This window comes from Sphingomonas immobilis, from assembly GCF_030580995.1.
Classification (GTDB): Bacteria; Pseudomonadota; Alphaproteobacteria; order Sphingomonadales; family Sphingomonadaceae; genus Sphingomonas; species Sphingomonas immobilis.
This window is the reverse complement of the sequence record NZ_JAUQSZ010000006.1, coordinates 167,918-189,634: the sequence shown is the minus strand read 5'-3', so window position 1 is coordinate 189,634 and position 21,717 is coordinate 167,918. Positions and strand designations below refer to the sequence as shown.

General features: G+C 67.6%; 15 protein-coding genes. 13 read left to right on the top strand and 2 right to left on the bottom strand.

Annotated features, from left to right (window positions below; genetic code table 11):
* Positions 1-53 precede the first annotated feature (53 nt).
* From Q5H94_RS10625 to Q5H94_RS10615, 3 genes are all read left to right on the top strand, one after another.
* Positions 54-614: a YqgE/AlgH family protein gene (locus Q5H94_RS10625; RefSeq protein WP_304561324.1), complete on the top strand. Its 561-nt coding sequence runs from the start codon at positions 54-56 to the stop codon at positions 612-614.
* A gap of 245 nt (positions 615-859) precedes the next feature.
* Positions 860-1,324, top strand: a complete 465-nt coding sequence (locus Q5H94_RS10620; RefSeq protein ID WP_304561237.1) for a lysozyme family protein — start codon at positions 860-862, stop codon at positions 1,322-1,324.
* A complete protein-coding gene (locus tag Q5H94_RS10615) occupies positions 1,321-1,812 on the top strand; it encodes a hypothetical protein (RefSeq protein ID WP_304561236.1) in 492 nt (163 codons plus the stop codon). The genes Q5H94_RS10620 and Q5H94_RS10615 overlap by 4 nt, the downstream gene beginning before the upstream one ends.
* 2 nt (positions 1,813-1,814) lie before the next feature.
* Here Q5H94_RS10615 and Q5H94_RS10610 read toward each other — a convergent pair whose 3' ends face one another.
* Both Q5H94_RS10610 and Q5H94_RS10605 read right to left on the bottom strand, forming a co-directional pair.
* Positions 1,815-2,684: a sigma-70 family RNA polymerase sigma factor gene (locus tag Q5H94_RS10610; protein WP_304561235.1), complete on the bottom strand. Its 870-nt coding sequence runs from the start codon at positions 2,682-2,684 to the stop codon at positions 1,815-1,817.
* Positions 2,681-3,139 (bottom strand): carboxymuconolactone decarboxylase family protein, encoded by a 459-nt coding sequence (locus tag Q5H94_RS10605; protein WP_304561234.1) that lies wholly within the window; start codon positions 3,137-3,139, stop codon positions 2,681-2,683. Before Q5H94_RS10605 ends, Q5H94_RS10610 begins: the two co-directional genes overlap by 4 nt.
* 97 nt (positions 3,140-3,236) lie before the next feature.
* Between Q5H94_RS10605 and Q5H94_RS10600 the strand changes: the two genes are divergently transcribed.
* The 10 genes from Q5H94_RS10600 (at position 3,237) to addA (ending at position 21,708) form a co-directional block, all read left to right on the top strand.
* Positions 3,237-3,899 (top strand): rhomboid family intramembrane serine protease, encoded by a 663-nt coding sequence (locus Q5H94_RS10600; RefSeq protein ID WP_304561233.1) that lies wholly within the window; start codon positions 3,237-3,239, stop codon positions 3,897-3,899.
* A gap of 80 nt (positions 3,900-3,979) precedes the next feature.
* A complete protein-coding gene (gene ahcY / locus Q5H94_RS10595) occupies positions 3,980-5,398 on the top strand; it encodes an adenosylhomocysteinase (RefSeq protein ID WP_304561232.1) in 1,419 nt (472 codons plus the stop codon).
* 300 nt (positions 5,399-5,698) lie between these two features.
* A complete protein-coding gene (locus Q5H94_RS10590; RefSeq protein ID WP_304561231.1) occupies positions 5,699-8,752 on the top strand; it encodes a TonB-dependent receptor domain-containing protein in 3,054 nt (1,017 codons plus the stop codon).
* A 123-nt stretch (positions 8,753-8,875) separates the two neighbouring features.
* Positions 8,876-10,693, top strand: a complete 1,818-nt coding sequence (locus Q5H94_RS10585; RefSeq protein ID WP_304561230.1) for a tetratricopeptide repeat-containing sulfotransferase family protein — start codon at positions 8,876-8,878, stop codon at positions 10,691-10,693.
* 99 nt (positions 10,694-10,792) lie between these two features.
* Positions 10,793-13,153, top strand: a complete 2,361-nt coding sequence (locus Q5H94_RS10580) for a sensor histidine kinase (protein WP_304561229.1) — start codon at positions 10,793-10,795, stop codon at positions 13,151-13,153.
* Positions 13,150-13,587 (top strand): tRNA (adenosine(37)-N6)-threonylcarbamoyltransferase complex ATPase subunit type 1 TsaE, encoded by a 438-nt coding sequence (gene tsaE / locus Q5H94_RS10575; RefSeq protein WP_304561228.1) that lies wholly within the window; start codon positions 13,150-13,152, stop codon positions 13,585-13,587. Before Q5H94_RS10580 ends, tsaE begins: the two co-directional genes overlap by 4 nt.
* A complete protein-coding gene (locus Q5H94_RS10570; RefSeq protein WP_304561323.1) occupies positions 13,587-14,573 on the top strand; it encodes an aminoglycoside phosphotransferase family protein in 987 nt (328 codons plus the stop codon). The genes tsaE and Q5H94_RS10570 overlap by 1 nt, the downstream gene beginning before the upstream one ends.
* Positions 14,570-15,331 carry a nucleotidyltransferase family protein gene (locus tag Q5H94_RS10565; RefSeq protein WP_304561227.1) on the top strand — a complete coding sequence of 254 codons (762 nt, stop codon included), beginning with the start codon at positions 14,570-14,572 and terminating at the stop codon, positions 15,329-15,331. Before Q5H94_RS10570 ends, Q5H94_RS10565 begins: the two co-directional genes overlap by 4 nt.
* The gene (gene addB / locus Q5H94_RS10560) at positions 15,324-18,278 is read left to right on the top strand and encodes a double-strand break repair protein AddB (RefSeq protein ID WP_304561226.1); all 2,955 of its coding nucleotides are present in this window, start codon (positions 15,324-15,326) and stop codon (positions 18,276-18,278) included. The genes Q5H94_RS10565 and addB overlap by 8 nt, the downstream gene beginning before the upstream one ends.
* Positions 18,265-21,708, top strand: a complete 3,444-nt coding sequence (gene addA, locus Q5H94_RS10555; protein ID WP_304561225.1) for a double-strand break repair helicase AddA — start codon at positions 18,265-18,267, stop codon at positions 21,706-21,708. The genes addB and addA overlap by 14 nt, the downstream gene beginning before the upstream one ends.
* Positions 21,709-21,717 lie beyond the last annotated feature (9 nt).

The window sequence follows — 21,717 nt, the reverse complement described above, 5'->3', positions numbered from 1 at the left end:
GGGCACAGCAATTCAAGGGTGACGCGGGGCCGATGCGCTTTATGATCGCGCGTATGGAATCGACCAGCCGCCTGACCGGACAGTTCCTGCTCGCCCTGCCGGGGATCGGCGATCCGCGCTTCGAACGCGCGGTGATCGCGATGTGCGCGCACGACGTGGAGGGCGCGATCGGCATCGGCATCGGGCAGGAGATCGATGGCCTCGGCCTGCACGAACTGCTGGTGCAGCTCGATATCTCGCCCGGTGCCGCGCCCGATGCACCGGTGCATCTGGGCGGTCCGGTCGATCCGCAGCGCGGATTCGTCGTCCATTCGCTCGACTGGAGCGGACAGGACACGATCGAGGTCGACGGCAAATGGGCGCTGTCGGGCACGATAGACGTGCTGCGTGCGATCTCCGCCGGAACGGGGCCGGGCCGCTGGCTCGTGGCGCTGGGCTACGCCGGCTGGGGTGCGGGGCAGCTCGACGGCGAGATGTCGCGCCACGGCTGGTTCAACGTGCCGGGCGATACCGGGCTGCTGTTCGATACCGAGGCCGAGGATCGCTGGGATGCCGGATTCCGTTCGGCGGGAATCGATTCGCGGATGCTGGGAATCGAAACCGGGACGGCGTGAGGGAGGCGCGAAGGTAACGAAGGTAACGAAGGTAACGCAACTGGGCCGTGAAAATGCGACGAACCGAGTGGTCGAGCATGGGCGGTCGGTGCGGTTCGAGGGGTTGGCGGCAACGTCACCCGACGGACATGTCAGAAAGCCATCGTGTAGGACAGCGGCAGACGAAAATGGCCGCCCGAAGCATCGTCTTGATCCCGTCACGCTCGGCCGATAGTCCGCTCCCACAACCGGGACGAGGATGGTCGATGGCCGAATGCGACATCAACACGCCGAACGTGAAGGCGTTTCTCAAGCTGATCCGTTATGCCGAACATTATCCCGACGCGAGCGACAATTTCTATTACACGCTCTACGGCGGCGGGACTTTCAAGGGCGATGCGGCGCACCCCAATACGGCGGTAAGCAAATGGGGGCATACCTCCACGGCGGCGGGCGCGTACCAGATCCTGTACGGCACCTGGAAAGAGGCGTTCGACAAGAAGATCGTCACCGATTTCAAGCCCGCGTCGCAGGACAAGCTGGCGTTTGCCAAGCTCAAGTCGCGCGGAGCGCTCGGCTCGGTTTGCAACGGTGACCTCACCACGGCCTATGCGCTTCTGAAGAACGAATGGACCTCGTTGCCCGGCGCGAAACAGTCGCGGCTGGCCGCGTCCGTCGCCGAGAAATACTTCGCCGATGCCGGCGGCAAGGTGGCGGAGAAGGCGCAATGATGCTGCTGATGGCGCTCTCGCTCGCGGCGGCGGGCGATGCCGGTTTGACGAAGCATGTCGCGGACCTGCGCTGCGGCGCGGCCGACCTGCGCGTGACGAGCCACGCGCTGGCGGGCACGACCGCGCCGGTCGCCCAGTCGCTGACGCGGCGCGTGGGCAAGAAGCGCGTGGCGGTCGCGCTGGAGCCGGCCGGCAGCGCGCTGGTCGACGGGCACCGCGTGCGGGGCCGCTACGTCGTCTCCTGGGCGTGCCTGACGGGCGCGCAGCGGGTGCGGTACGTGATGCTCGGCTACAATTGCGCGGTCGATCCGGGCGATCCGCACGATTGCGGCGGCGAGAAGGAGTGGTTCCGGCTGCTCGATACGCGCGGGCGCTTTGTCGATGCCGGCGTGCCGCATGACGGCGACCGGCGCGACCGGCTCTATGCGCGGCTGGGGATCGCCGACCAGACGGCGGCGGGCGTGAAGATGGCCGGGGTGCTGGACTAGGCTCAGGCCGGCGCCCCGTCGCCTTCGAGATGGCCGAGCTTGTCGGGGTTGCGCATCACGTAGATCGCCGTGATCCGGCCGTCCTCGATCAGCAGCGCGGTGGTTTGCAGGATGCCGTCGCCCTCGCGCGTGACGAAGCCAGGCAGACCGTTGATGAGCGTGAAGCGCACCGGCGGGGAGCCGGTGCGGTTGAGGCGACCGAGCGCGGCATGGGCGCGCGTCACCTCGCCCACCCCACGCAGCACGCGCGCGACGGCGGGACGCTTGCCGCCGCCGTCCGAATACATCGCGACATCGCTCGACAGCAGCGCGCCGAGCCCGGCGATCTCCCCGCCGCGCGCTGCGGCGAAGAAGGCGGCGGCGATTTCCAGCCCGCGGTCCCGTTCCACCGGGAAGCGCGGGCGATCCTCGCGGACATGCGCGCGGGCGCGGGCGGCGAGCTGGCGGCAAGCGGCGGGATCGCGGTCGAGCGCTTCGCCGACCTCCTCGAAACTCTCGCCGAACACGTCGTGCAGGAGGAAGGCGGCACGCTCCAGCGGCGAGAGCCGTTCGAGCGCGAGCATGAGGGGGAGGGTGACGTCGTCCTGTTCGCCATATTCCAAAGCGCTCTCGATCATCGGCTCGGGCAGCCAGGGGCCGACATAGTCCTCGCGCCGCACCCGCGCCGACTTGATCTGGTCGAGGCAGAGCCGCGTGACGATGCGGCGCAGGAAGGCGGCGGGGATGCGCACCGCCGCCTTGTCGGTGCCCATCCAGCGCAGCCATGCGTCCTGCACCACATCCTCGGCATCGGCGACCGAGCCGAGCATGCGGTAGGCGACGCGCAGCAGCATGGGCCGCTGCGCGTCGAAGATGGTCGCATCGGCGGTCATTTCCAGCCGTAGCTGGCGACGAACATATCGAAGCCGATCGCGATGCGGTTCCAGCCGTTGATCACGGTGATCGCCATCGTCAGCTTGACCTGCTCTTCCTTGCTGAACTGCGCGCCGAGCGCTTCGTAGACGTGCGCCGGTGCGCGCTGCGTGGCAATCTGTGTCAGGTGATCGGTCCAGTCGAGCGCGGCGCGCTCGCGCGGGGTGAAGATCGCGGCGGGCGCATCCTCCCAGGCGGAGAGGAGGGCGATGCGCTGCTCCGTCTCGCCCGCCTGCCGCGCTTCGTAGGTATGCATGTTGAGGCAGTTCGCGCAGCCGTTGATCTGCGATGCGCGGATCTTGACCAGTTCGAGCAGCGGCTTCTCGAGGCCGCTTTCCGCGACGGCGTTGCTGAGCGCCATGAAGGCGTTCATCGTCTCGGGTGCTGCGGTATAGGGGTTGAGGCGGGCAGTCATGGTCGGTCCTTTCGTGGAGTATACCGGCATGACGAGACAGACCCGCGCGATGTGACATGCCCTCGCGAAAAAACTTCTCCTGCCCTACATGGCGCCCATGACCGAGATCACCGCACCCGACCGACAATGGCGCATGCCGCGATCCGCCAAGGCACCGGGATGGCTGCTGGCCGCGCCGATGATCGCGGCGTTCCTATATTATTTCGTCCGCTATCCCGAATACGGCATGTACGATTGGGGCGTGTCGGGGCAGGCGCTCGCCGAGGGACGCTGGTGGACGCTCCTCATCCATATGTTCGCGCATGGCGGGATCCTGCACATCGCGATGAACATGGCGGTGCTGATCGGCCTCAGCCCGATCCTCGTGTTGCGGCTCGGGCGGGCGCCGACGAGTTGGGTACGCTATTTCGGGCTGTTTTTCGTGAGCGGGCTGGCGGGCGCGGCGGTCTATCTGGCGATCAATCCGCACGGCGCGGTGCCGATGCTGGGCGCGTCGGGCGCGATCTACGGGCTGGTCGGCGCGTTGCTGCGCGTGTCGCCCGATGGGCCGGGGCTGATGCCGCTGTGGTCGCGGGAGATGGCGCTGGCGGTGCGGCGCTTCGTGACCGACAATCTGCTGCTGATCGTGATCTTCACCGTGCCCGCCTTCCTCTCGGGGAGCGGCGGTGGCCTCGCGTGGGAGGCGCATGTCGGCGGCTTCGCGTTCGGGCTCATCGCCGGGCCGCTGTTCTTCCCGCGATCGCGGGCAATGAACATATAAAGATATCTTTATGTTTGATTGCGGGGCGGACTCGCGCTACGGGGCTGCGCATCCAACCGCGTAAACCGGAGACTCAGCACGTGGCCACCGTTCTCGATAAGCCGAAAGATTATGTCGTCGCCGACATCAGCCTCGCCGATTTCGGCCGCGCCGAAATCAACATCGCCGAGACGGAGATGCCGGGCCTGATGGCGCTGCGCAGCGAGTTCGGCGCGGCGCAGCCGCTCAAGGGCGCGCGCATCACCGGATCGCTCCACATGACGATCCAGACCGCCGTGCTGATCGAGACGCTGACCGCGCTCGGTGCCGACGTCCGCTGGGCGACGTGCAACATCTTCTCGACGCAGGACCATGCCGCCGCCGCCATCGCCGCGACGGGCGTTCCCGTGTTCGCGATCAAGGGCGAGAGCCTGGCCGATTACTGGGATTACGTCGGCGACATCTTCAACTGGGGCGCTGATGGCGACGGCACGACCGCCAACATCATCCTCGACGACGGCGGCGACGCCACCATGTTCGCGCTGTGGGGCGCCAAGCTCGAAGCCGGCGCGACGCTGGGCGAGCCGGAGAACGACGAAGAGGTCGAGTTCCAGCGCGCGCTGAAGGCGTTCGTGGCGAAGTATCCGGGCTATCTGACCGAGACGGTCAAGAACCTGAAGGGCGTTTCGGAAGAGACCACCACCGGCGTCCACCGCCTGTACGAGATCGCCAAGAAGGGCGAGCTGCCGTTCCCGGCGATCAACGTCAACGACAGCGTCACCAAGTCGAAGTTCGACAACCTCTATGGCTGCAAGGAATCGCTGGTCGACGCGATCCGCCGCGCCACCGACGTGATGCTCGCCGGCAAGGTCGCCGCGGTCGCCGGTTTCGGTGACGTCGGCAAGGGTTCGGCCCAGTCGCTCCGCAACGGCGGCGCGCGCGTGATGGTCACCGAGATCGACCCGATCTGCGCGCTGCAGGCGGCGATGGAGGGCTTCGAGGTCGTGACGATGGAAGAGGCGGTCGAGCGCGCCGACATCTTCGTGACCGCGACCGGCAATGCCGACGTCATCACCGCCGATCACATGAAGGCGATGAAGCCGATGTCGATCGTCTGCAACATCGGCCACTTCGACAGCGAAATCCAGATCGCTGCTTTGTCGAACTACGAGTGGACGGAAGTGAAGCCGGGCACCGACCTGGTGAAGTTCCCCGACGGCAAGCAGATCATCATCCTCGCCAAGGGCCGCCTGGTGAATCTCGGCTGCGCGACGGGCCACCCGTCGTTCGTCATGTCGGCGAGCTTCACCAACCAGACGCTCGCGCAGATCGAGCTTTGGACCAAGAGCGAGAATTACGGCAACGACGTCTACGTCCTGCCGAAGCACCTCGACGAGAAGGTCGCGGCGCTGCACCTTGAGAAGCTCGGCGTGCATCTGTCGAAGCTGACGCCGAAGCAGGCCGGTTATATCGGCGTGCCGGTGGAAGGGCCGTTCAAGCCGAACCACTACCGCTACTGAGGCTTTACACCCGGCGGCTGAAAAGGCCGGCGTCCCACGCGGGGCGCCGGTCTTTTTGTGTCTGCACCGTAACGACTCTTTCAGTGATGGGTCCGTAACGACGACGCAGGGAAGCTGAACCGCACATTGCGGACTGGCGATTTCGTCATTTTTTTGCCCGATTTGGGACCGTTGTGACAATCCGGCAACATACTGCATCAAAAACAAAACGCATTGTGACGAAGGCATTGCAGTCTGCGCGCGTGTGAGTGAGGTTCATGCATCGCAGTCGGAATCGTGTCCGATTACAGGGGTAAATACATGAAAAATCAGCATCGGCTTTTGCCGACCGCATTCGCGTTCTCCACGTCCGCCAGCGCCATCGCGCTCGCAATGATGCCGGTCGCTGCGCACGCGCAGACCGCGTCGCTCCCGTCCAGCGCACCCGCTGATGCAGGCGACGAAGAAGTCGTCGTTACCGGCTCGCGCATCCGCACGCCGAGCAATTTCGAGACGAGCTCGCCCGTCACCGTCATCACCAAGGCCGACACCGCGCTCGCCGGCAATCGCACCGTCGCGGAGATCCTGCAGGATTCGAACGTCACGTCCGGTACGGCGCAGATCAACAACAACTTCCTCGGTTATGTTTCCGAAGGCGGTCCCGGCGCGAACACTGTCGGCCTGCGCGGGCTCGGCTCGCAGCGTACGCTGGTGCTGCTGAACGGCCGCCGCTTGCCCCCGGCCGGTGTCGGCCCGCAGCTGATTTCGGCCGACCTCAACGTGTTGCCCAACGCGGTGCTGAGCCGCGTCGAAATCCTGAAGGAAGGCGCATCGTCGGTCTATGGTTCGGACGCGGTCGGCGGCGTGATCAACCTGATCACCGACACCAAGTTGAATGGTGTTACCCTCGACGGCTACAGCAGTGTTCCGTTCAATAGCGGCGGCGCAGGTACGCAGTATCGTTTGTCGGTGACGGCTGGAAAGACGTTCGAGCGCGGCCACATCCTCGCATCGTTCGAATATCGCGATGTCGGCGCCGTGAAGGTCGGCGACCGCGAGGACTTCAGCTGCCCGACCGACCTGCTCACTAGCCCGACGACGGGTCTGCCGATCGGCCAGACCGTTCCCGGCGGCACCACGCTGCGCTGCTTCCCGTTCGCCAATGGCGGCGTCGGCACGGCGCAGAACTACGTGTTGGGTATCAGTGCGCTGACAACCGGTCAGGTCAATCGCTACACTTACGCGAACGGCAACATCAACACGCCGATCAACGTCAACAATACCAACATCCGTCCGCTTGCCAACCAGAGGCAGCTGCAGGAAGACGTCTATTCGCCGGTGCGAACCTACACCGGCTATCTCAACGGATCGTATGAGCTGGGCATTCTGGGCGATGCCGAAATCTACGCCGAGGGCCTGTTCACGCACCGTGAGTCGCAACAGGAGTTCATGGGCCAGATCAGCTTCGATCCGACACAAATCGGGTTCGAGGTCGCCAGCCCGGCGCTGTCGGCCGCTTATCCAGGCTATTATCCGGTGTCGTCGCCGTTCTTCCCGACTTCGCTGGCAAGTGCAGCGGGTGGGAGCAATGACATCCTGCGCGTCTTCATCGTGCCGCCGATCCTGAAATCGAAGCAGAAGGTCGATTTCTACCGGGTCAACGGTGGTCTGCGCGGCAGCACCGGTATCGGCGACATCCGCTATGATGCGAACTTCCAATACAGCCGCAGCCAGGCGACGTATTCGCTGCAGAATATCGACACCCGTCGCCTGAGGGCGTCGCTCCAGCCGGTGCTCGCGCCGGCGGGCACCCCCGCAGGCGTCGTCACGACGGCGCTGGCTGGCGAGCTCGGTGCCGGCAACGCTTACACTTGCGCCAGCAACGTGACCGCCGGGGCCTATAACGGCGGCACCTGCATCGCGGGCGACTTCTTCAATCCGCAGTCGCTGCAGGGCAATCTCGATCCACGGCTGTTCAACTACATCTATGGCGACAATGTCGGCACCACGATGTACGAGCAGAAGATCGCCCAGCTGGTCATCGACGGTACGCTGTTCCGCCTGCCGGCCGGACCGGTCGGCTTTGCGCTCGGCGGCGAATATCGCTCGGATTCGATCGACGACAATCCTTCGGAAGCGTCGCAGACCCGCAATCTGTACAACTATTCGTCGAGCGGCCGTACCCGTGGCACCAGTGATCTCTGGGAAGTGTTCGGCGAGGTTAAGGTTCCGCTGATCAAGGACAAGCCGTTCGCCTATGCGCTCGATTTCAACGGGTCGGTGCGCTACACGAACAACAATTCGTACGGATCGAGCACGACCTACCATGTCGGTGGAAACTACGCGCCGACCAATTTTCTGCGTTTCCGCGGAACATACGGTACGTCGTTCCGTGCGCCGAACCTCTACGAGCAGTTCGTTGCCGACCAGTCGGGCTTCTCGACGACCCCCGATCCCTGCCGGGAATATGGTAGCCGTCTTGCGCCGACGAGCAATGTTTACAAGAATTGCGCGTCAGAAGGTCTGCCGCTGAACTTCATTTCGACTGGTTCTCCGGAGATCTTCACCTCGGGCGGTGGCAAGGCGCTGAGAGCGGAAACCTCGACCTCATGGGGCGGTGGTTTCGTAGTCGAGCCGAAGTTTGCCAAGGTTCAGCTCGCGGTGGATTATTTCAACACCACGGTGAACGGCGAAGTCTCGCAGCTCGGCGCGCAGACGATCCTGCAGCGGTGCTACGAATCGAGCGATTTCCGCGCCGGCAACGTCTATTGCTCGTTCATCGGCGCGCGTGAATCGGTCCAGAACACGCTGACTACTGTTCAGAATGCGTATCTCAACATCGCCAGCCAGCAGGTGTCGGGCATCGATTTCGATTTCCGCTATCAGTTCGAACTGGGTGAGCTGAATAACATTCTGTCGGTGAAGGCGACGCGAATCATCCATCAGAACTATCAGCCGTTCGCCGAACTGCCGACGGACGACTATAACGGAACGCTGGGCAACCAGGGCACCGCCGGTGGTCCGAAGTGGGTGGGCACCGCCAACCTCATCGTCAGCACCGGGCCGGTTACCTTCCGTTACGCGGCAAACTACGTCGGCCCGATGACGAACCAGGTGAACACGGCGGACTTCGTGGGCGGCGTGCAGGCTGTCTCCGATCTGCACACCGCGCCCTATGTGAAGCAGGATCTCTCGGTTCAGCTCAGGATCAAGGATCTCGGTGAGTTCACGCTCGGTATGAACAACGTGTTCGACCGGAAACCGGAGATGATCAGCTCGACCGACGGGCTGCCGCGTATCGGCAACTACTTCAACTACAGCGGCTACGACTTCCTTGGCCGCTCGGTGTTCGTCGAGATCGTTCGGAAGTTCTGATCGCGCGCGCCTGCGGGCGCGGGGCGACCGATAGGGAGAGCGGACGGAGCGCAGGCTCCGTCCGTTTTCTTTTTTGTGCGTCGTTCGTAAGAAAGCGGACGGGCGTGTTGATGGAGAAGCGGCTTGGCGACAGCGCAGACAGGGCAGACCGGCGACGTACGTCGCGCGATCTCTTCGATCCTGCAAGCGGGCGAACACGATCCGGTCGAGGCGCTGCGGCAGGCTCGTGCCGCGGCGCGGGACTGGCCGGAAATGCCCGCCGTCCACAGGCTGCTCGCCTTCATCCTGCGCAAGGCGAAGCGCGACCGGGAGGCCGATGCGGTCGATCTGGAGGCAATCGCCCTTTCTGAACAGCAGCCTGCGCCGGCTGCTGCGCGCAAGGCCGCGGAGAGCGGGCAGTGGGAACAAGCGGAAACCGTGATCCGCGAGCATCTGAAGCGCGATCCGGAGGATGCAGCGGCGTCCAAGCTCCTGGCCGACATCGCCGTGCGTTTCGGCGCGTTTCGCGAAACCGAAATATTTTACCGGCGTGCGCTGGCGCTCGCGCCGGGTTTTTACAAAGCGCGGCTGGCGCTGGCGAGCTTGCTCAGTCGCATCGGGCGGGGTGAAGACGCGCTGGCCGTACTTGATGAAGGGCTGGCGCGCGATCCCGAACATCTCGAGACGCTCAACCTGAAGGCGGCGCTGCTGAGCCATGATCGCCAGCTCGTCGAGGCGGAACGCCAGTTCCGCAAGATCATCGCGAAACATCCGCGGGACGGCATGGCGCTCGTCAACTACAGTCACTTGTTGAAGACGGTCGGCCGCACCGACGAAAGTATCGCGACCTATCGTCAGGCGATAAGCGCCGACAAGGCCAATGGGCGTGCCTGGTTCGGGCTTGCGAACCTGAAGACGGAAAAGCTGACCAAGGCCGATATCGCTACGATGCGTGCCGCCTTGCCGGATGCCAGCGAAGCGGATGACCAGCGGATCCAAATCCATTTCGCACTGGGCCGGGCGCTGAACGATCAGCAGGACTACGAGGCGGCATTCGCGGAATATGCGACAGGCAACAGGCTGCGCAACGCGCGGTTTTCCTACGATGCCGACATATTGTCGGGCGCGGTGCGCAAGGGCGAGCAAGTGTTCTCCCCGGCCTTTATCAAGGCGCGGGAAGGGGTGGGATCGGGCACGACCGATCCTATTTTCATCGTCAGCCTGCCGCGATCCGGGTCGACGTTGATCGAGCAGGTGCTCGCCAGCCATCCGATGATAGAGGGCGCGGAAGAACTGTTCGAAATGGAGGGGATCGCCCGCAGCATTTCAAACAAGAGCGATCCGCTGACCTATCTCGATGAGGTGGCGAGGCTTCCTCCCGCTGCCTTGCGTGAGTTAGGCGAAGAATATCTCGCAAGGACGCGCCGGCATCGTTCGACCGACCGGCCGTTTTTTACGGATAAGACACCGGGCAACTGGAAGTTTGCCGGCCTTTTGCATCTGATTCTGCCCAACGCGAAAATCATCGACATACGGCGGCATCCGCTCGGATGCGGCTTCGCGAACTTCGCGCAACTCTACAGCTTCGGAATGAATTTCTCGCACGACCTCACCGATATCGGGCGTTTCTATAGCGACTATGTGCGGCAGATGGCGCATTTCGACAGGGTGTTGCCGGGTCGCATTCATCGCATCTTCTACGAGGATGTGGTTGCGGATCTTGAAGGCGAGGTGCGTCGGCTGCTCGCGTATCTGGGTTTGCCGTTCGACGCGGCGTGCCTGCGTTTCTTCGAGAACAAGCGGGCCGTGCATACGCCGAGTTCCGAGCAGGTGCGGCGCCCGATCAACCGGGACGGCATGGATCAGTGGCGCAATTACGAGCCCTGGCTCGGCCCGTTGAAGGCGGCGCTCGGTCCGGTCCTCGACCTGTATCCCGCCGTGCCAGAAAACTGGCCCGACTGATCGTAGGATCGCCACGCCGAATTTTGCCGAATTCGTCCGCAATACCGTAAAGGCCGGTGATGGAATCTTCCGGTATCGAGTCTCGTCCAGTGTATCGACATGGCTGAGGTGAGCGTCATCCAGTTGGCGGTCTGCGGCCTCGTTCTCGCGTTGCTGCTTTGCGTCGGTGTCTGGCTGCTCTTCGTCGGCCTGCGCGCGCGGCGGGAGGCGGCGGATACGCTGGCGGAGAATGTGCGTCTGTCGGCCTTGCTCCGCTCTTCGCCCGCGATTTCGGTTATCGTGCGCGCCGACGGACGGATCGACGCGCCGGAACAGCTTGCCGGCTGGCTCGGGCTGGGGGCATCGCCGCGTTATCTTGCCGATTTGAGCGGGGCGCTGAACGGCGGGCTGGCGCCGCACGATGCGGAGGCGCTCGCCGCGGATATCGCCGCCGCCAAGAGTGCAGGGCGGCCGTTCAGCAGGTCGGTCCACGCAGTCGGATCGGCGCGGGCGCTGATGATCCGGGGGGCGAAGGCCGGTGACGGCCTCCAGGCGCCCGGCGGGGTCGTACTCTGGCTGTTCGACGCGACCGATAGCCAGGCGGAGATCGAGCGGCTGGCCGACGAACTGCTCGGCGCACACCGCGCGTTCGAAGTGCTGACCAGCCTGATCCAGGCCGCGCCGATGCCGATGTGGTATCGCGCGCCGGACCTGTCGCTGGCGATGGTCAACAGCCATTATGCCGATGCGGTCGATGCGACCGACCCGGAGGATGTGGTCGAGCGCGGGCTCGAGTTGATCGAGGGTTCCAGCATCGGCGGGCCGCTCGCGGGGGCGCTGGAGGCGCGCGATACCGGGCGCGTGCGCGTGGCGGCGGTGCCGGCGACGATCAAGGGCGAACGGCGGATGCTGCGCGTCTACGACGTGCCGATGCCCGACCGCGGGGTTGCGGGCTTCGCGGTCGATATCGAGGATCTCGAACAAGCGCGCGCCTCGATCAAGCGTTTCGGCGATACGCAGCGCGCGATCCTCGACCGGCTTTCGGCGGGCGTCGCGCAGTTCAACGCCGACCGCGCGCTGACCTTCTGCAACCAGCCGTTTCAGCGCATCTTCGCGCTGAAGCACGACTGGATCGCCGACAGGCCGGAGTTCGACCGCGTGCTGGAGCGGATGCGCGACACCAATCGCCTGCCAGAAGTGCGCGACTTCCCCGGCTGGAAGGCGGAGCGGCGCGCGTGGTTCGTGGCGACGGGCGACGCGATCGAGGAGCAGTGGCATCTGCCCGGCGGCGCGCATCTGCGTGTCGTGGCGCAGCCGTTGCCCGATGGCGGCCTGCTGCTGATCTTCGAGGACCGCACCGAGCAGGTACAGCTCGCGAGCGGGCTCGACACCTTGCTGCGCGTGCGTGCGGCGACGTTCGAGAATCTGTTCGAGGCGCTCGGCGTGTTCTCGGCCGATGGGCGGCTGCAGATCTGGAACAACAAGTTCCGTACGCTCTGGGGCCTCGACGAGGCGTTCCTCGCGACGCATCCGCGCGTCGACATGCTGGCGAAGGCGGCCGCGCCGCGCCTCGCCCGGCCTGAACGGTCGGAGTTGATCGGCGAGCTTGTGCGCTTTGCCACGGTCGACCGGCAGCAGCGGGGCGGGCGCGTCGGCTTTGCGGACGGGCGGCATTTCGAATTTGCGGCGGTGCCTTTGCCCGACGGCAACGGGCTGTTCACGATGCTCGACATTTCCGACAGCCGGCGGATCGAGCAGGCGCTGCGCGACCGCAACGAGGCGCTGGAGACGGCCGACCAGATCAAGACCAGTTTTGTCGCCAACATGAGCTACGAACTGCGCACGCCGCTCACCTCGATCAGCGGGTTCGCCGAGATGATGAGCGCGGGCTATGCCGGGAAGCTCACCGAATCGGCGTCGAGCTATGTCGATGCGATTCTCGAATCGGTCGACCGGCTCGGCACGCTGGTCGACGAGGTGCTCGACCTGACGCAGAACGACGGTGTCGCGCCCGAGATCGAGCGGCATCCGGTTGATCTCGGCGCGCTGGCCAAGGCGGCGACGGAGACGATCGCGGTGCTGATCCGCAAGCGCGCGCTGGAATTCGCGGTCGAGATCGCGCCGACCGCGGGCAGCGTGTCGGGCGACGCCAAGCGATTGCGGCAGGTGGTCGAATATCTGCTGCGCCATGCCATTGCGGGCACGCAGGAAAAGGGCCGCGTGCTGTTGCACCTCGACGGCACCGATACCTCGGCTCGGATCGTCGTGTCGGACGATGGCGCGGGGATGAGCGCGGAGGCCGTCGAACATGCCTTCGATCGCTTCGCGCAGCCGGGCGTGACGCGCGACGGCGAGCGGGCTTTGGGCCTCGGCCTGCCGCTCGCCAAGCAATTCGTCGAGGCGCACGGCGGCACGATCGAGCTGTTCTCCGAACCCGGCGAGGGCACCGCCATCGCCGTGACGCTGCCGCGCGCGTCGTGATCCTGCCCGATCCGCAGGCGACCCTGGCGCTCGGTGTGCGGCTGGCGGAGTTGGTGCGGCCCGGCGACGTCATCACGCTTTCCGGCTCGCTCGGCGCGGGCAAGACGAGCATCGCGCGCGGATTGCTCGCGGCACTCGGGCTGGCGGGCGAGGCGCCGAGCCCGAGCTTCGCGATCGTCCAGCCCTATGCGCCGCCCGAGGTGCGCATCCCGGTGTTGCACGTCGATCTCTACCGGATCGAGACTCCGCGCGAGATCGACGAACTCGGCATCGACGAGGAGGCGGCGGACGGCGTGCTGATCGTCGAATGGCCTGAGCGTGCGCCGGGTTTCTGGCCCGATGCGCTGGCGCTTGCCCTGGCGTCCGAACCGGATGGCGGGCGCCGCTTGACAGCGCACGTCCCGGCGGCATGGAAGGCGCGATGGCCCTTCTGATGACTCCGCCGCCCGCAGCGCCCGATTTCCTCGCCTCGATCGGGTGGGGCGATGCCGAGATTTTGCCGCTCGCCGGCGATGCGAGCTTCCGCCGCTATTTCCGCGTCGTCGATGGCGAGCGCAGCGCCGTGCTGATGGACGCGCCGCCGCCGCATGAGGATCCGAAGCCGTTCCTCGATGTGGCGGGCTGGCTTGCGGCGCGCGGTTTCGCGGCGCCGGTGATCCACGGGACGGATCTGTCGCACGGCCTCGTCCTGTTGCAGGATTTCGGCGACGTGCGGATGCGCGAGACGGTCGATGCCGATCCGGCGCGCGAGGCCGCTTTGTACGGCGCGGCGATCGATCTGCTGGTCGATCTCCACAAGCATGAGGCGGGCGCGTTCGATCCGTACGATCGTGAAGTTCTGCACCGCGAGGTCGATCTGCTGGTCGACTGGTATTGCCCCGCGATCGGCATCGAGCCCGACCGCCGTGCCTGGTATGCGGCGTGGAACGCGGTGTTCGACGCGGCGCTCGCTGGCCCGAAGGTGACGGTGCTGCGCGATTATCACGCCGAGAATCTGATGCTGACCGGGGCCAAAGATTCGGAGGGGCGCGACGCGCTCGGCCTGCTCGATTTCCAGGACGCGCTGGCGGGGCATCCGGCCTATGATCTCGTCTCGCTGCTGCAGGATGCGCGGCGCGACGTGCCGGAGGCGACCGAAGCAGCGATGCTGGCGCGCTATCACGCCGCAACGCACACGGACGAGGCGTTCGACGTCGCCTATCACGTGCTGGGCGCGCAGCGAAACGCCAAGATCGTCGGCATCTTCACCCGCTTGTGGAAGCGCGACGGCAAGCCGCGCTACCCCACGCTCTGCCCGCGCGTGTGGCGCTACCTGAACCGCGATCTCGAACATCCCGCGCTCGCGCCGGTGAAGGCGTGGTTCGACGCGACCATCCCGGCCGACAAGCGCGGCGACCCGATGGCGATCGCCGGGCAATGACCGCGAAGAAAACGCTGGCGATCCGGCCGACGCCCGCGGGCGCGGTGCCGGAAACCGCGATGGTGATGGCCGCCGGCCTCGGCAAGCGCATGCGCCCGCTCACCGCGACGCGGCCCAAGCCGCTGGTCGAGGTCGCGGGCAAGGCGCTGATCGATCATGTCTTCGACCGCCTCCGCTCCGCCGGCGTGAAGCGCGCGATCGTCAACGTCCACTACATGGCCGACGCGCTGGAGGCGCATCTGCGCAACCGGGTGAAGGGGATCGACGTCGTCGTCTCCGACGAGCGCAAGCTGCTGATGGAGACAGGCGGCGGCATCGTGCAGGCGCGCGAGCTGATCGGCGACAAGCCCTTCGTCGTCGTCAACAGCGACAACCTGTGGGTCGACGGGCCGAGCGACGCGATCCGCATGCTGGCCGATCAGTGGGACGACGCGAAGATGGACGCTCTGCTGCTGATGATCCCGCTGGCACGCGCGCACAACCACCTCGGGCTCGGCGATTTCCGGCTGGCGGCGGACGGGCGGATCACGGGCTGGCGGCAGCCGGGCAGGCTGGCGCCGTTCGTCTACACCGGCGTGCAGATCCTGAGCCCGCGCGTGATCCGCGACTGGCCCGAGGGGCCGTTCTCGACGCGGCTGTTCTGGGAACGCACGATCGAGGGCTGGCGGGCCTACGGCATGGTCCACCAGGGCCTGTGGTTCGACGTCGGCACGCCGCCCGCCATCGCCGCGACCGAGGCGATTCTCGCGGATGGCTGATCGGGGAAAACCCCGGCTCTACACGATCCCCGCGCACCGGGCGTTCGCCGACGCGCTTGCCGCCGGGCTGATCCGGCGCTTCGGCGACGATCCGCTCGGGTTGGCGCGCGGCGTCGTGCTGCTGCCCAACAATCGCGCCAAGCGCGCTGTGACCGATGCGTTCGTGCGCGCGAGCGGCGGCGGGCTGCTGCTGCCGCGCCTCGTCGCGATCGGCGACCCGGAGGTCGCGGATATCGGCGCGGCGTTCGATCCCGCCGACGATGCGGATTCGGTCCCGCCCGCCGTGCCGCCGATGCAGCGCCGCATGATCCTCGCGCGACTGGTCGCGGCGGTGAAGCCTGTCGAGGCGGCGGAGGCGGTGCGGCTGGCGGGCGATCTCGCGCGGACGCTCGATCAGCTGCTGGTCGAGGAGGTGCCGCCCTCCGCGCTGGTGGAGCTGGAACTGGGCGACGATCTGTCCGAACATTGGGACAAGGCGCTCGACCTGTTCAAGATCGTGCAGACGCGCTGGCCGGCGGAGCTTGCCCGGCTCGGCTGCATCGACGCTGCCGACCGGCGCGCGCGGCTGCTGCGGCGGCTGGCGGAGCGGTGGAAGGAAGCGCCGCCCGCAGGCTTCGTGTGCGCGGCGGGTGTGTCGGATTCCGCGCCTGCGGTCGCGTTGCTGCTGCGGCGCGTGGCGGAGATGCCGCGCGGGATGGTGGTGTTCGCCGATCTCGCCACCGCGATGGACGAGGCGGAGTGGCAGGCGCTGGGGCCGCACGATCCCGATCCGGCGACGGGTTTCGCAAAACGATCGATCGAGACGCATCCGCAATTCCATCTCAAGCTGCTGCTCGACCGGATGGGCTTCAACCGGGCCGAGGTCTCGCGCTGGACCGATGCCTCCGAACTCGACGCGACGGCGGCGCGCGGCAAGGCCATCGCCAACGCGCTCGCGCCCGCCGATTTCACCGGGCGCTGGACCGATCTGCCAGCCGCCGAGCGCCGCCTGAGCGGGATCGCGGCGGCGGAACTGGCGACGCCCGCCGAAGAAGCGCAGGCGATCGCGCTCGCCCTGCGCGAGGCGCTGGAGACGCCGGGGCGGACGGCGGCGCTCGTCACGCCCGACCGGGCGCTCGCGCGGCGCGTGGCGGCGCATTGCGGGCGCTGGAACATTGCTATCGACGATTCGGCGGGGCGGCCGCTGTCGATCCTGCCGTCGGGCACGCTGCTGACCGCGCTGGCGGAGGCGGCGGCGCAACGCTTCGCACCGCTACCGCTGCTGACCCTGCTCAAACATCCGCTAGTGCGATCGGGCGAGACGCGAGGCGCCTGGCTGGAGGGCGTCCGCAAGCTCGACCGCGTGCTGCGCGGCCCGCGCCCGGCGGCGGGGTTGGACGGGATCGACGCGCACCTCGCCGATCCGCCCGAGCGTGAGCGCAGGCGGCGCGCGGAAGCTGCGGCGTGGTGGCCGGAGGCGCGCGCGCTGCTCGCGCCCGCCGAAGCGGTGTTCATGGGCGGGCCCGCGCCGCTCGGCGCGCTGGTGGCGATGCTGCGCGACACCGCGCAGGCGCTGTGCGGCGATTTCCTGTGGAGCGGCCCGGCCGGGCGCGCGGCGGCGGACTTCCTGAGCGAGGTCGAGGCGCGCGCCGGCGACGGCCCGGCGCTGTTCGATCCGGCCGAGCTCGCGGTGCTGCTCAAGACCCTGATGGACGAGATCGCGGTGCGGCCGCCGCAGGGCGGGCATCCGCGCCTCGCGATCTACGGCCTGATCGAGGCGCGGCTGCAGACGTCGGACCTGATGATCCTCGGCGGGCTCAACGAAGGCACCTGGCCGGGGAACCCTGCGCCCGATCCGTGGCTCGCCCCGCGTATTCGCGCCGCGCTTGGCCTGCCGGGGCTGGAGCGCGGCATCGGCATGGCGGCGCACGATCTGGCGAGCGCACTCGGCGCACCGCAGGCGCTGCTGACGCGCGCGCGCCGTGACGCGACGCAGCCCGCCATCGCCTCGCGCTTCTGGCTGCGGCTGGAGGCTTTGGCCGGGGAGGGCTGGGCACGGGGCCGCGCGACCTCGCTCGAACACTGGACGCGCGCGCTTGACGATCCCGGCGTCCACGACCCCGCCGAGCGCCCAGAGCCAATGCCGCCCGCGATCCTGCGGCCGAAGCGCATCGCCGTCACCGATGTCGATCGCCTCAAGGCCGACCCCTACGCTTTTTACGCCAAGCGCATCCTGCGGCTGGCCGCGCTCGATCCGGTCGATGCCGATCCGAGCGCGGCGTGGCGCGGCACGGCGGTCCACGACATCCTCGAGCAATGGGCGCGCGGCGATCAGGTGCCGGAGACGCTCCACGCCGCCGCGCTGGCCATGCTCGATGACGAACGCACCCACCCGATGATGCGCGCGCTGTGGCAACCGCGGCTGATGCAGGCGATCGACTGGATCGCGGGGAAGATCGCCGCGCAGGAGGATATCGGGCGCAAGATCGTCGCGGTCGAGAAGGACGGCGCGATCGACATTGCCGGCGTCAGGCTGACCGGCAAGTTCGACAGGATCGATCGCTTCGCCGACGGCACGCTGGCGGTGATCGACTACAAGACCGGTGCGCCGCCCTCCAATGCGGCGGTGCAGGCGGGGTTCAGTTTGCAGCTCGGCCTGCTCGGGCTGATTGCCGAGCAGGGGGGGTATGACGGGATCACCGGCCTCGCGCGCGGGTTCGAATATTGGTCGCTGGCGAAGAAGCTCGACCAGTTCGGCTATGTCGCGTCGCCGGTCGATGCGGCGGGCAAGAACGGCAAGCCCACGCCCGAGGATTTCCCGGCGCACGCCGCATATCATTTCACGGAAGCCGTGAAGGCGTGGCTGACCGGGACCGAGCCCTTCACCGCCAAGCTCCACCCCGAATTCGCGCCCTATGCCGAATACGATCAGCTGATGCGCCGCGACGAATGGTATGGCCGTGAGTGACGTCACGACGCCACTCCCCCCGCTGAAGGACGATCAGGCGCGCGCGAGTGCGCCGGGCGGGCACGTCTGGCTGTCGGCCTCGGCGGGGACGGGCAAGACGCAGGTGCTGACCGCGCGCGTCTATCGCCTGCTGCTGCGCGGGGTCGATCCGAGCGCGATCCTGTGCCTGACCTTCACCAAGGCGGGCGCGGCCGAGATGGCGGACCGGATCGGGCGCAGGCTGGCGGCGTGGGTGCGGATGCCCGAGCCGGAGCTGGTCGCCGATCTGATGGCGCTGGGCGAGGACCCGTCGCCGGACCTGCGCAAGCGCGCGCGGACGCTGTTCGCGCGCGTGCTCGACGCGCCGGGGGGCGGCATCCGCATCCTGACGATCCACGGCTTCTGCCAGGGCCTGCTGGCGGCGTTTCCGGTCGAGGCCGGGCTGTCGCCGGGCTTCCGCCCGTTGGAGGCGCGCGAGGAGGCGGTGCTGGCGCGCGAGGCGCTGGCCGAGATGCTGGTCGATGCCGATCGCGAGGGGCGTGGCCGCGTGATCGAGGCGGTCGGCGCGCTGAGCGTGCGGCTGGGCGAGGGCGCGGCGGAGGGGTTCCTGCTCGCCTGCGCGCGGAAACCCAAGGCGATGGCGCTGCTGCCGGGCGGCGATGGGCTGCACGCGATGATCCGCCGCGCGCTCGATCTGCCCACGGGCGACGTCGAGGCGGCGATCGTCGCGGCCTGCGGCGACGACGAATTCGATACCGACGCCGTCGCGGCGCTGGCGGCGGCGAACCGCGCGTGGGGCACCGCGACCGGCGGCAACCATGCCGATATCGCGGAATGCTGGGTCGAGGCCGCGCCGGAGATGCGCGCGCGGATGCTCGGCGATCTCGTCGGCGTGCCCTTCACCGCCAAGTGGGAGCCGCGCAAATATTCGCCCAAGCTGCTCGACGCCGAGCCCGACTATGCCGAGATGGCGCTGGCTGTCGGCACGCGCTGCGCCGAGCTGCTGGGGATGCGCACGCGCGCGGCCTACGCCGATCTGCTCGCGGCGGCGCTCGACGTCGGGCGTGAGTATGCCGCCGCCTATGCGCGGGCGAAGCGGCGGATCGGCGCGGTCGATTTCGACGATCTCATCGCGGCGACGATCGACCTGCTCGGCCAGCCCGGCATCGGCGCGTGGGTGCGCTACAAGCTCGACCGCGAGACCTCGCACATCCTGATCGACGAGGCGCAGGATACTAATCCCGACCAGTGGCGCATCGTCCGCGCGCTCGCCGACGAGTTCTTCGCGGGCGAGGGGTCGCATGGCGGCGAGACGCGGACGTTGTTCACGGTCGGCGACTTCAAGCAGGCGATCTTCGGCTTCCAGGGCACGCACCCGATCTTCTTCGCGGCTGCGGAAAAGCATTTCGGCACCCTCGCGAGCGGTGCCTGGGATGCCGAGTCCGACGCGCGCAAGCGGGGCGAACCGACCTTCGCCGCGCCGTGGAACCGCCTCTCGCTCACGCAGAGCTTTCGCTCGACGCGGCCGGTGCTCGAGTTCGTCGATGCGGCGATGGCCGCCTTGCCCGAACCCGGCCTCGGCAACGTCGCCGCGCGCGAGACGCACGCCAGCGAAGTGCCCGGCCCCGGCACGGTGACGCTCTGGCCGCTCGTCATCGCGGGCGGCACCGAGGAGGACGAGGAAGGCTGGATCGACGATTCCGTGCGCGAGCTGGCGCGGCGGATCGCGCGAACGATCAAGGGCTGGATCGGCACGCTGATGCTCGAGAGCAAGGGCCGCACGCTCCAGCCGCAGGACGTGATGATCCTCGTCAAGCGGCGCGGCGAGCTCGCCTCGCTGATCGTCGCGCGGCTCTATGCGGAGGGCGTGCCGGTCGCGGGGGTCGACCGGCTGCGGCTCAACGCGCCGCTCAGCGTGCAGGATCTGCTCGCCGCGATCCGCTTCGTGTTGCAGCCCGAAGACGATCTGTCGCTCGCGAGCCTGCTGGTCTCGCCGCTGATCGGCTGGAGCCAGGACGCGCTGATGGCCGCCGCCCCGCGCGAAAGCGGGAGCCTGTGGCAGCATCTGCTCCGCACCAAGGGCGACGCGCTCGCCCCCCTGCGCGCGATGCTCGGTCGCGCCGATATCGCCACGCCCTACCAGTTTCTCGAGGAGCTGCTGTCGGGCGGGCTCGGCGGCAGGCGCGCGCTGCTGCGGCGGCTGGGGCAGGAGGCACGCGATCCGATCGAGGAATTGCTGACCGCAGCACTCCAGTTCGAATCGCAAGGCACGCCGTCGCTGCAGCGCTTCCTCGATTGGTTCGATCGCGGCGAAGTCGAGATCAAGCGCGATCCGTCCGCGCCGCTCGATGCCGTCCGCGTGATGACCGCGCACGGCGCGAAGGGCTTGCAGGCGCCGCTGGTGATCCTCGCCGATGCCGCCGTCGATCCCACGCGTAGCCCCCGCTCGACGCTCGACTGGGAACTGGGCGAGGACGTGAAGGTGCCGATCTTCCGCCCGAAGAAGGAGGAAGCCGGTCCGCTCGCCGGGATCGTCGATGCCGCCGAGGCGCGCGAGCTGGAGGAGCATTGGCGGCTGTTCTACGTCGCGGCCACACGCGCCGAGGAGCGGCTGGAGATCGCCGGGTCGCTCAGCGCGCGCGCCAAGGGCGTGCCGCCGCCCGATAGCTGGTATGCGGCATCCGAAGCGGCGATGGCGGCGCTGGGTATAGACGGCCCGGCCGAGGCCGCACGCGCCTTCACCGGCACGGTCGCGCTGAAGCCGGTGCCGCCGCGCACCCCGCGCGCCCGCGATATCGTCGTGCCCGATCCGCTGCCGGAATGGGCCACGCGCGCGGCACCGCAGGAGGCGCGCCCGCCGCGTCCGCTCGCTCCGTCGTCGCTGGGTGAGGATGCGGTCGCCGATCCGCCGCCCGGCCCGGCGATGCGCGCCGCCGCCGAACGCGGGCGGTTGCTCCATGCGCTGTTCGAACGCCTGCCGCAGGTCGCGCCCGAGACGCGACGTCAGGCGGCCGATCGCTGGCTGGCGACGGCGGGCGGTGTCGCGGAACAGCCCGAACGCGCCGAGATCATCGCCACGGTGCTCGCCGTGCTCGAAGATCAGCGCTTCGCCGATCTGTTCGCAGCCGACGCGCTGGCCGAGGCGCCGATCGCGGCGGTGGTCGGCGATGGCATCGTCGTGTCGGGCACGGTCGATCGGCTGCTGGTGACGCCGGAGCGCATCCGCGTGATCGATTTCAAGACCGGCCGCCACGCGCCCGCTACCGCCGCCGATGCGCCGCCCTATCACCTACGCCAGATGGCGGCCTATGTCGCGGCACTCGGCGTGATCTTCCCCGGCCGCACGGTGGAAGCGGCGTTGCTCTACACCGCCGGCCCGTCGCTGATCGCGCTTTCGGCCGACGATCTCGCACCTCACAAGCCCGGCTTCGCAGGCACGGAGCAAAGCTAGGGGCGGACC

What these genes read in the sequence shown, in the direction of transcription:
- Q5H94_RS10625 (WP_304561324.1), top strand. Translation starts at nt 54, where the DNA reads ATGGAATCGACCAGCCGCCTGACCGGACAGTTCCTGCTCGCCCTGCCG.
- Q5H94_RS10620 (WP_304561237.1), top strand. Translation starts at nt 860, where the DNA reads ATGGCCGAATGCGACATCAACACGCCGAACGTGAAGGCGTTTCTCAAG.
- Q5H94_RS10615 (WP_304561236.1), top strand. Translation starts at nt 1,321, where the DNA reads ATGATGCTGCTGATGGCGCTCTCGCTCGCGGCGGCGGGCGATGCCGGT.
- Q5H94_RS10610 (WP_304561235.1), bottom strand. Translation starts at nt 2,684, where the DNA reads ATGACCGCCGATGCGACCATCTTCGACGCGCAGCGGCCCATGCTGCTG.
- Q5H94_RS10605 (WP_304561234.1), bottom strand. Translation starts at nt 3,139, where the DNA reads ATGACTGCCCGCCTCAACCCCTATACCGCAGCACCCGAGACGATGAAC.
- Q5H94_RS10600 (WP_304561233.1), top strand. Translation starts at nt 3,237, where the DNA reads ATGACCGAGATCACCGCACCCGACCGACAATGGCGCATGCCGCGATCC.
- Q5H94_RS10590 (WP_304561231.1), top strand. Translation starts at nt 5,699, where the DNA reads ATGAAAAATCAGCATCGGCTTTTGCCGACCGCATTCGCGTTCTCCACG.
- Q5H94_RS10580 (WP_304561229.1), top strand. Translation starts at nt 10,793, where the DNA reads ATGGCTGAGGTGAGCGTCATCCAGTTGGCGGTCTGCGGCCTCGTTCTC.
- Q5H94_RS10570 (WP_304561323.1), top strand. Translation starts at nt 13,587, where the DNA reads ATGACTCCGCCGCCCGCAGCGCCCGATTTCCTCGCCTCGATCGGGTGG.
- Q5H94_RS10565 (WP_304561227.1), top strand. Translation starts at nt 14,570, where the DNA reads ATGACCGCGAAGAAAACGCTGGCGATCCGGCCGACGCCCGCGGGCGCG.
- addB (WP_304561226.1), top strand. Translation starts at nt 15,324, where the DNA reads ATGGCTGATCGGGGAAAACCCCGGCTCTACACGATCCCCGCGCACCGG.
- addA (WP_304561225.1), top strand. Translation starts at nt 18,265, where the DNA reads ATGGCCGTGAGTGACGTCACGACGCCACTCCCCCCGCTGAAGGACGAT.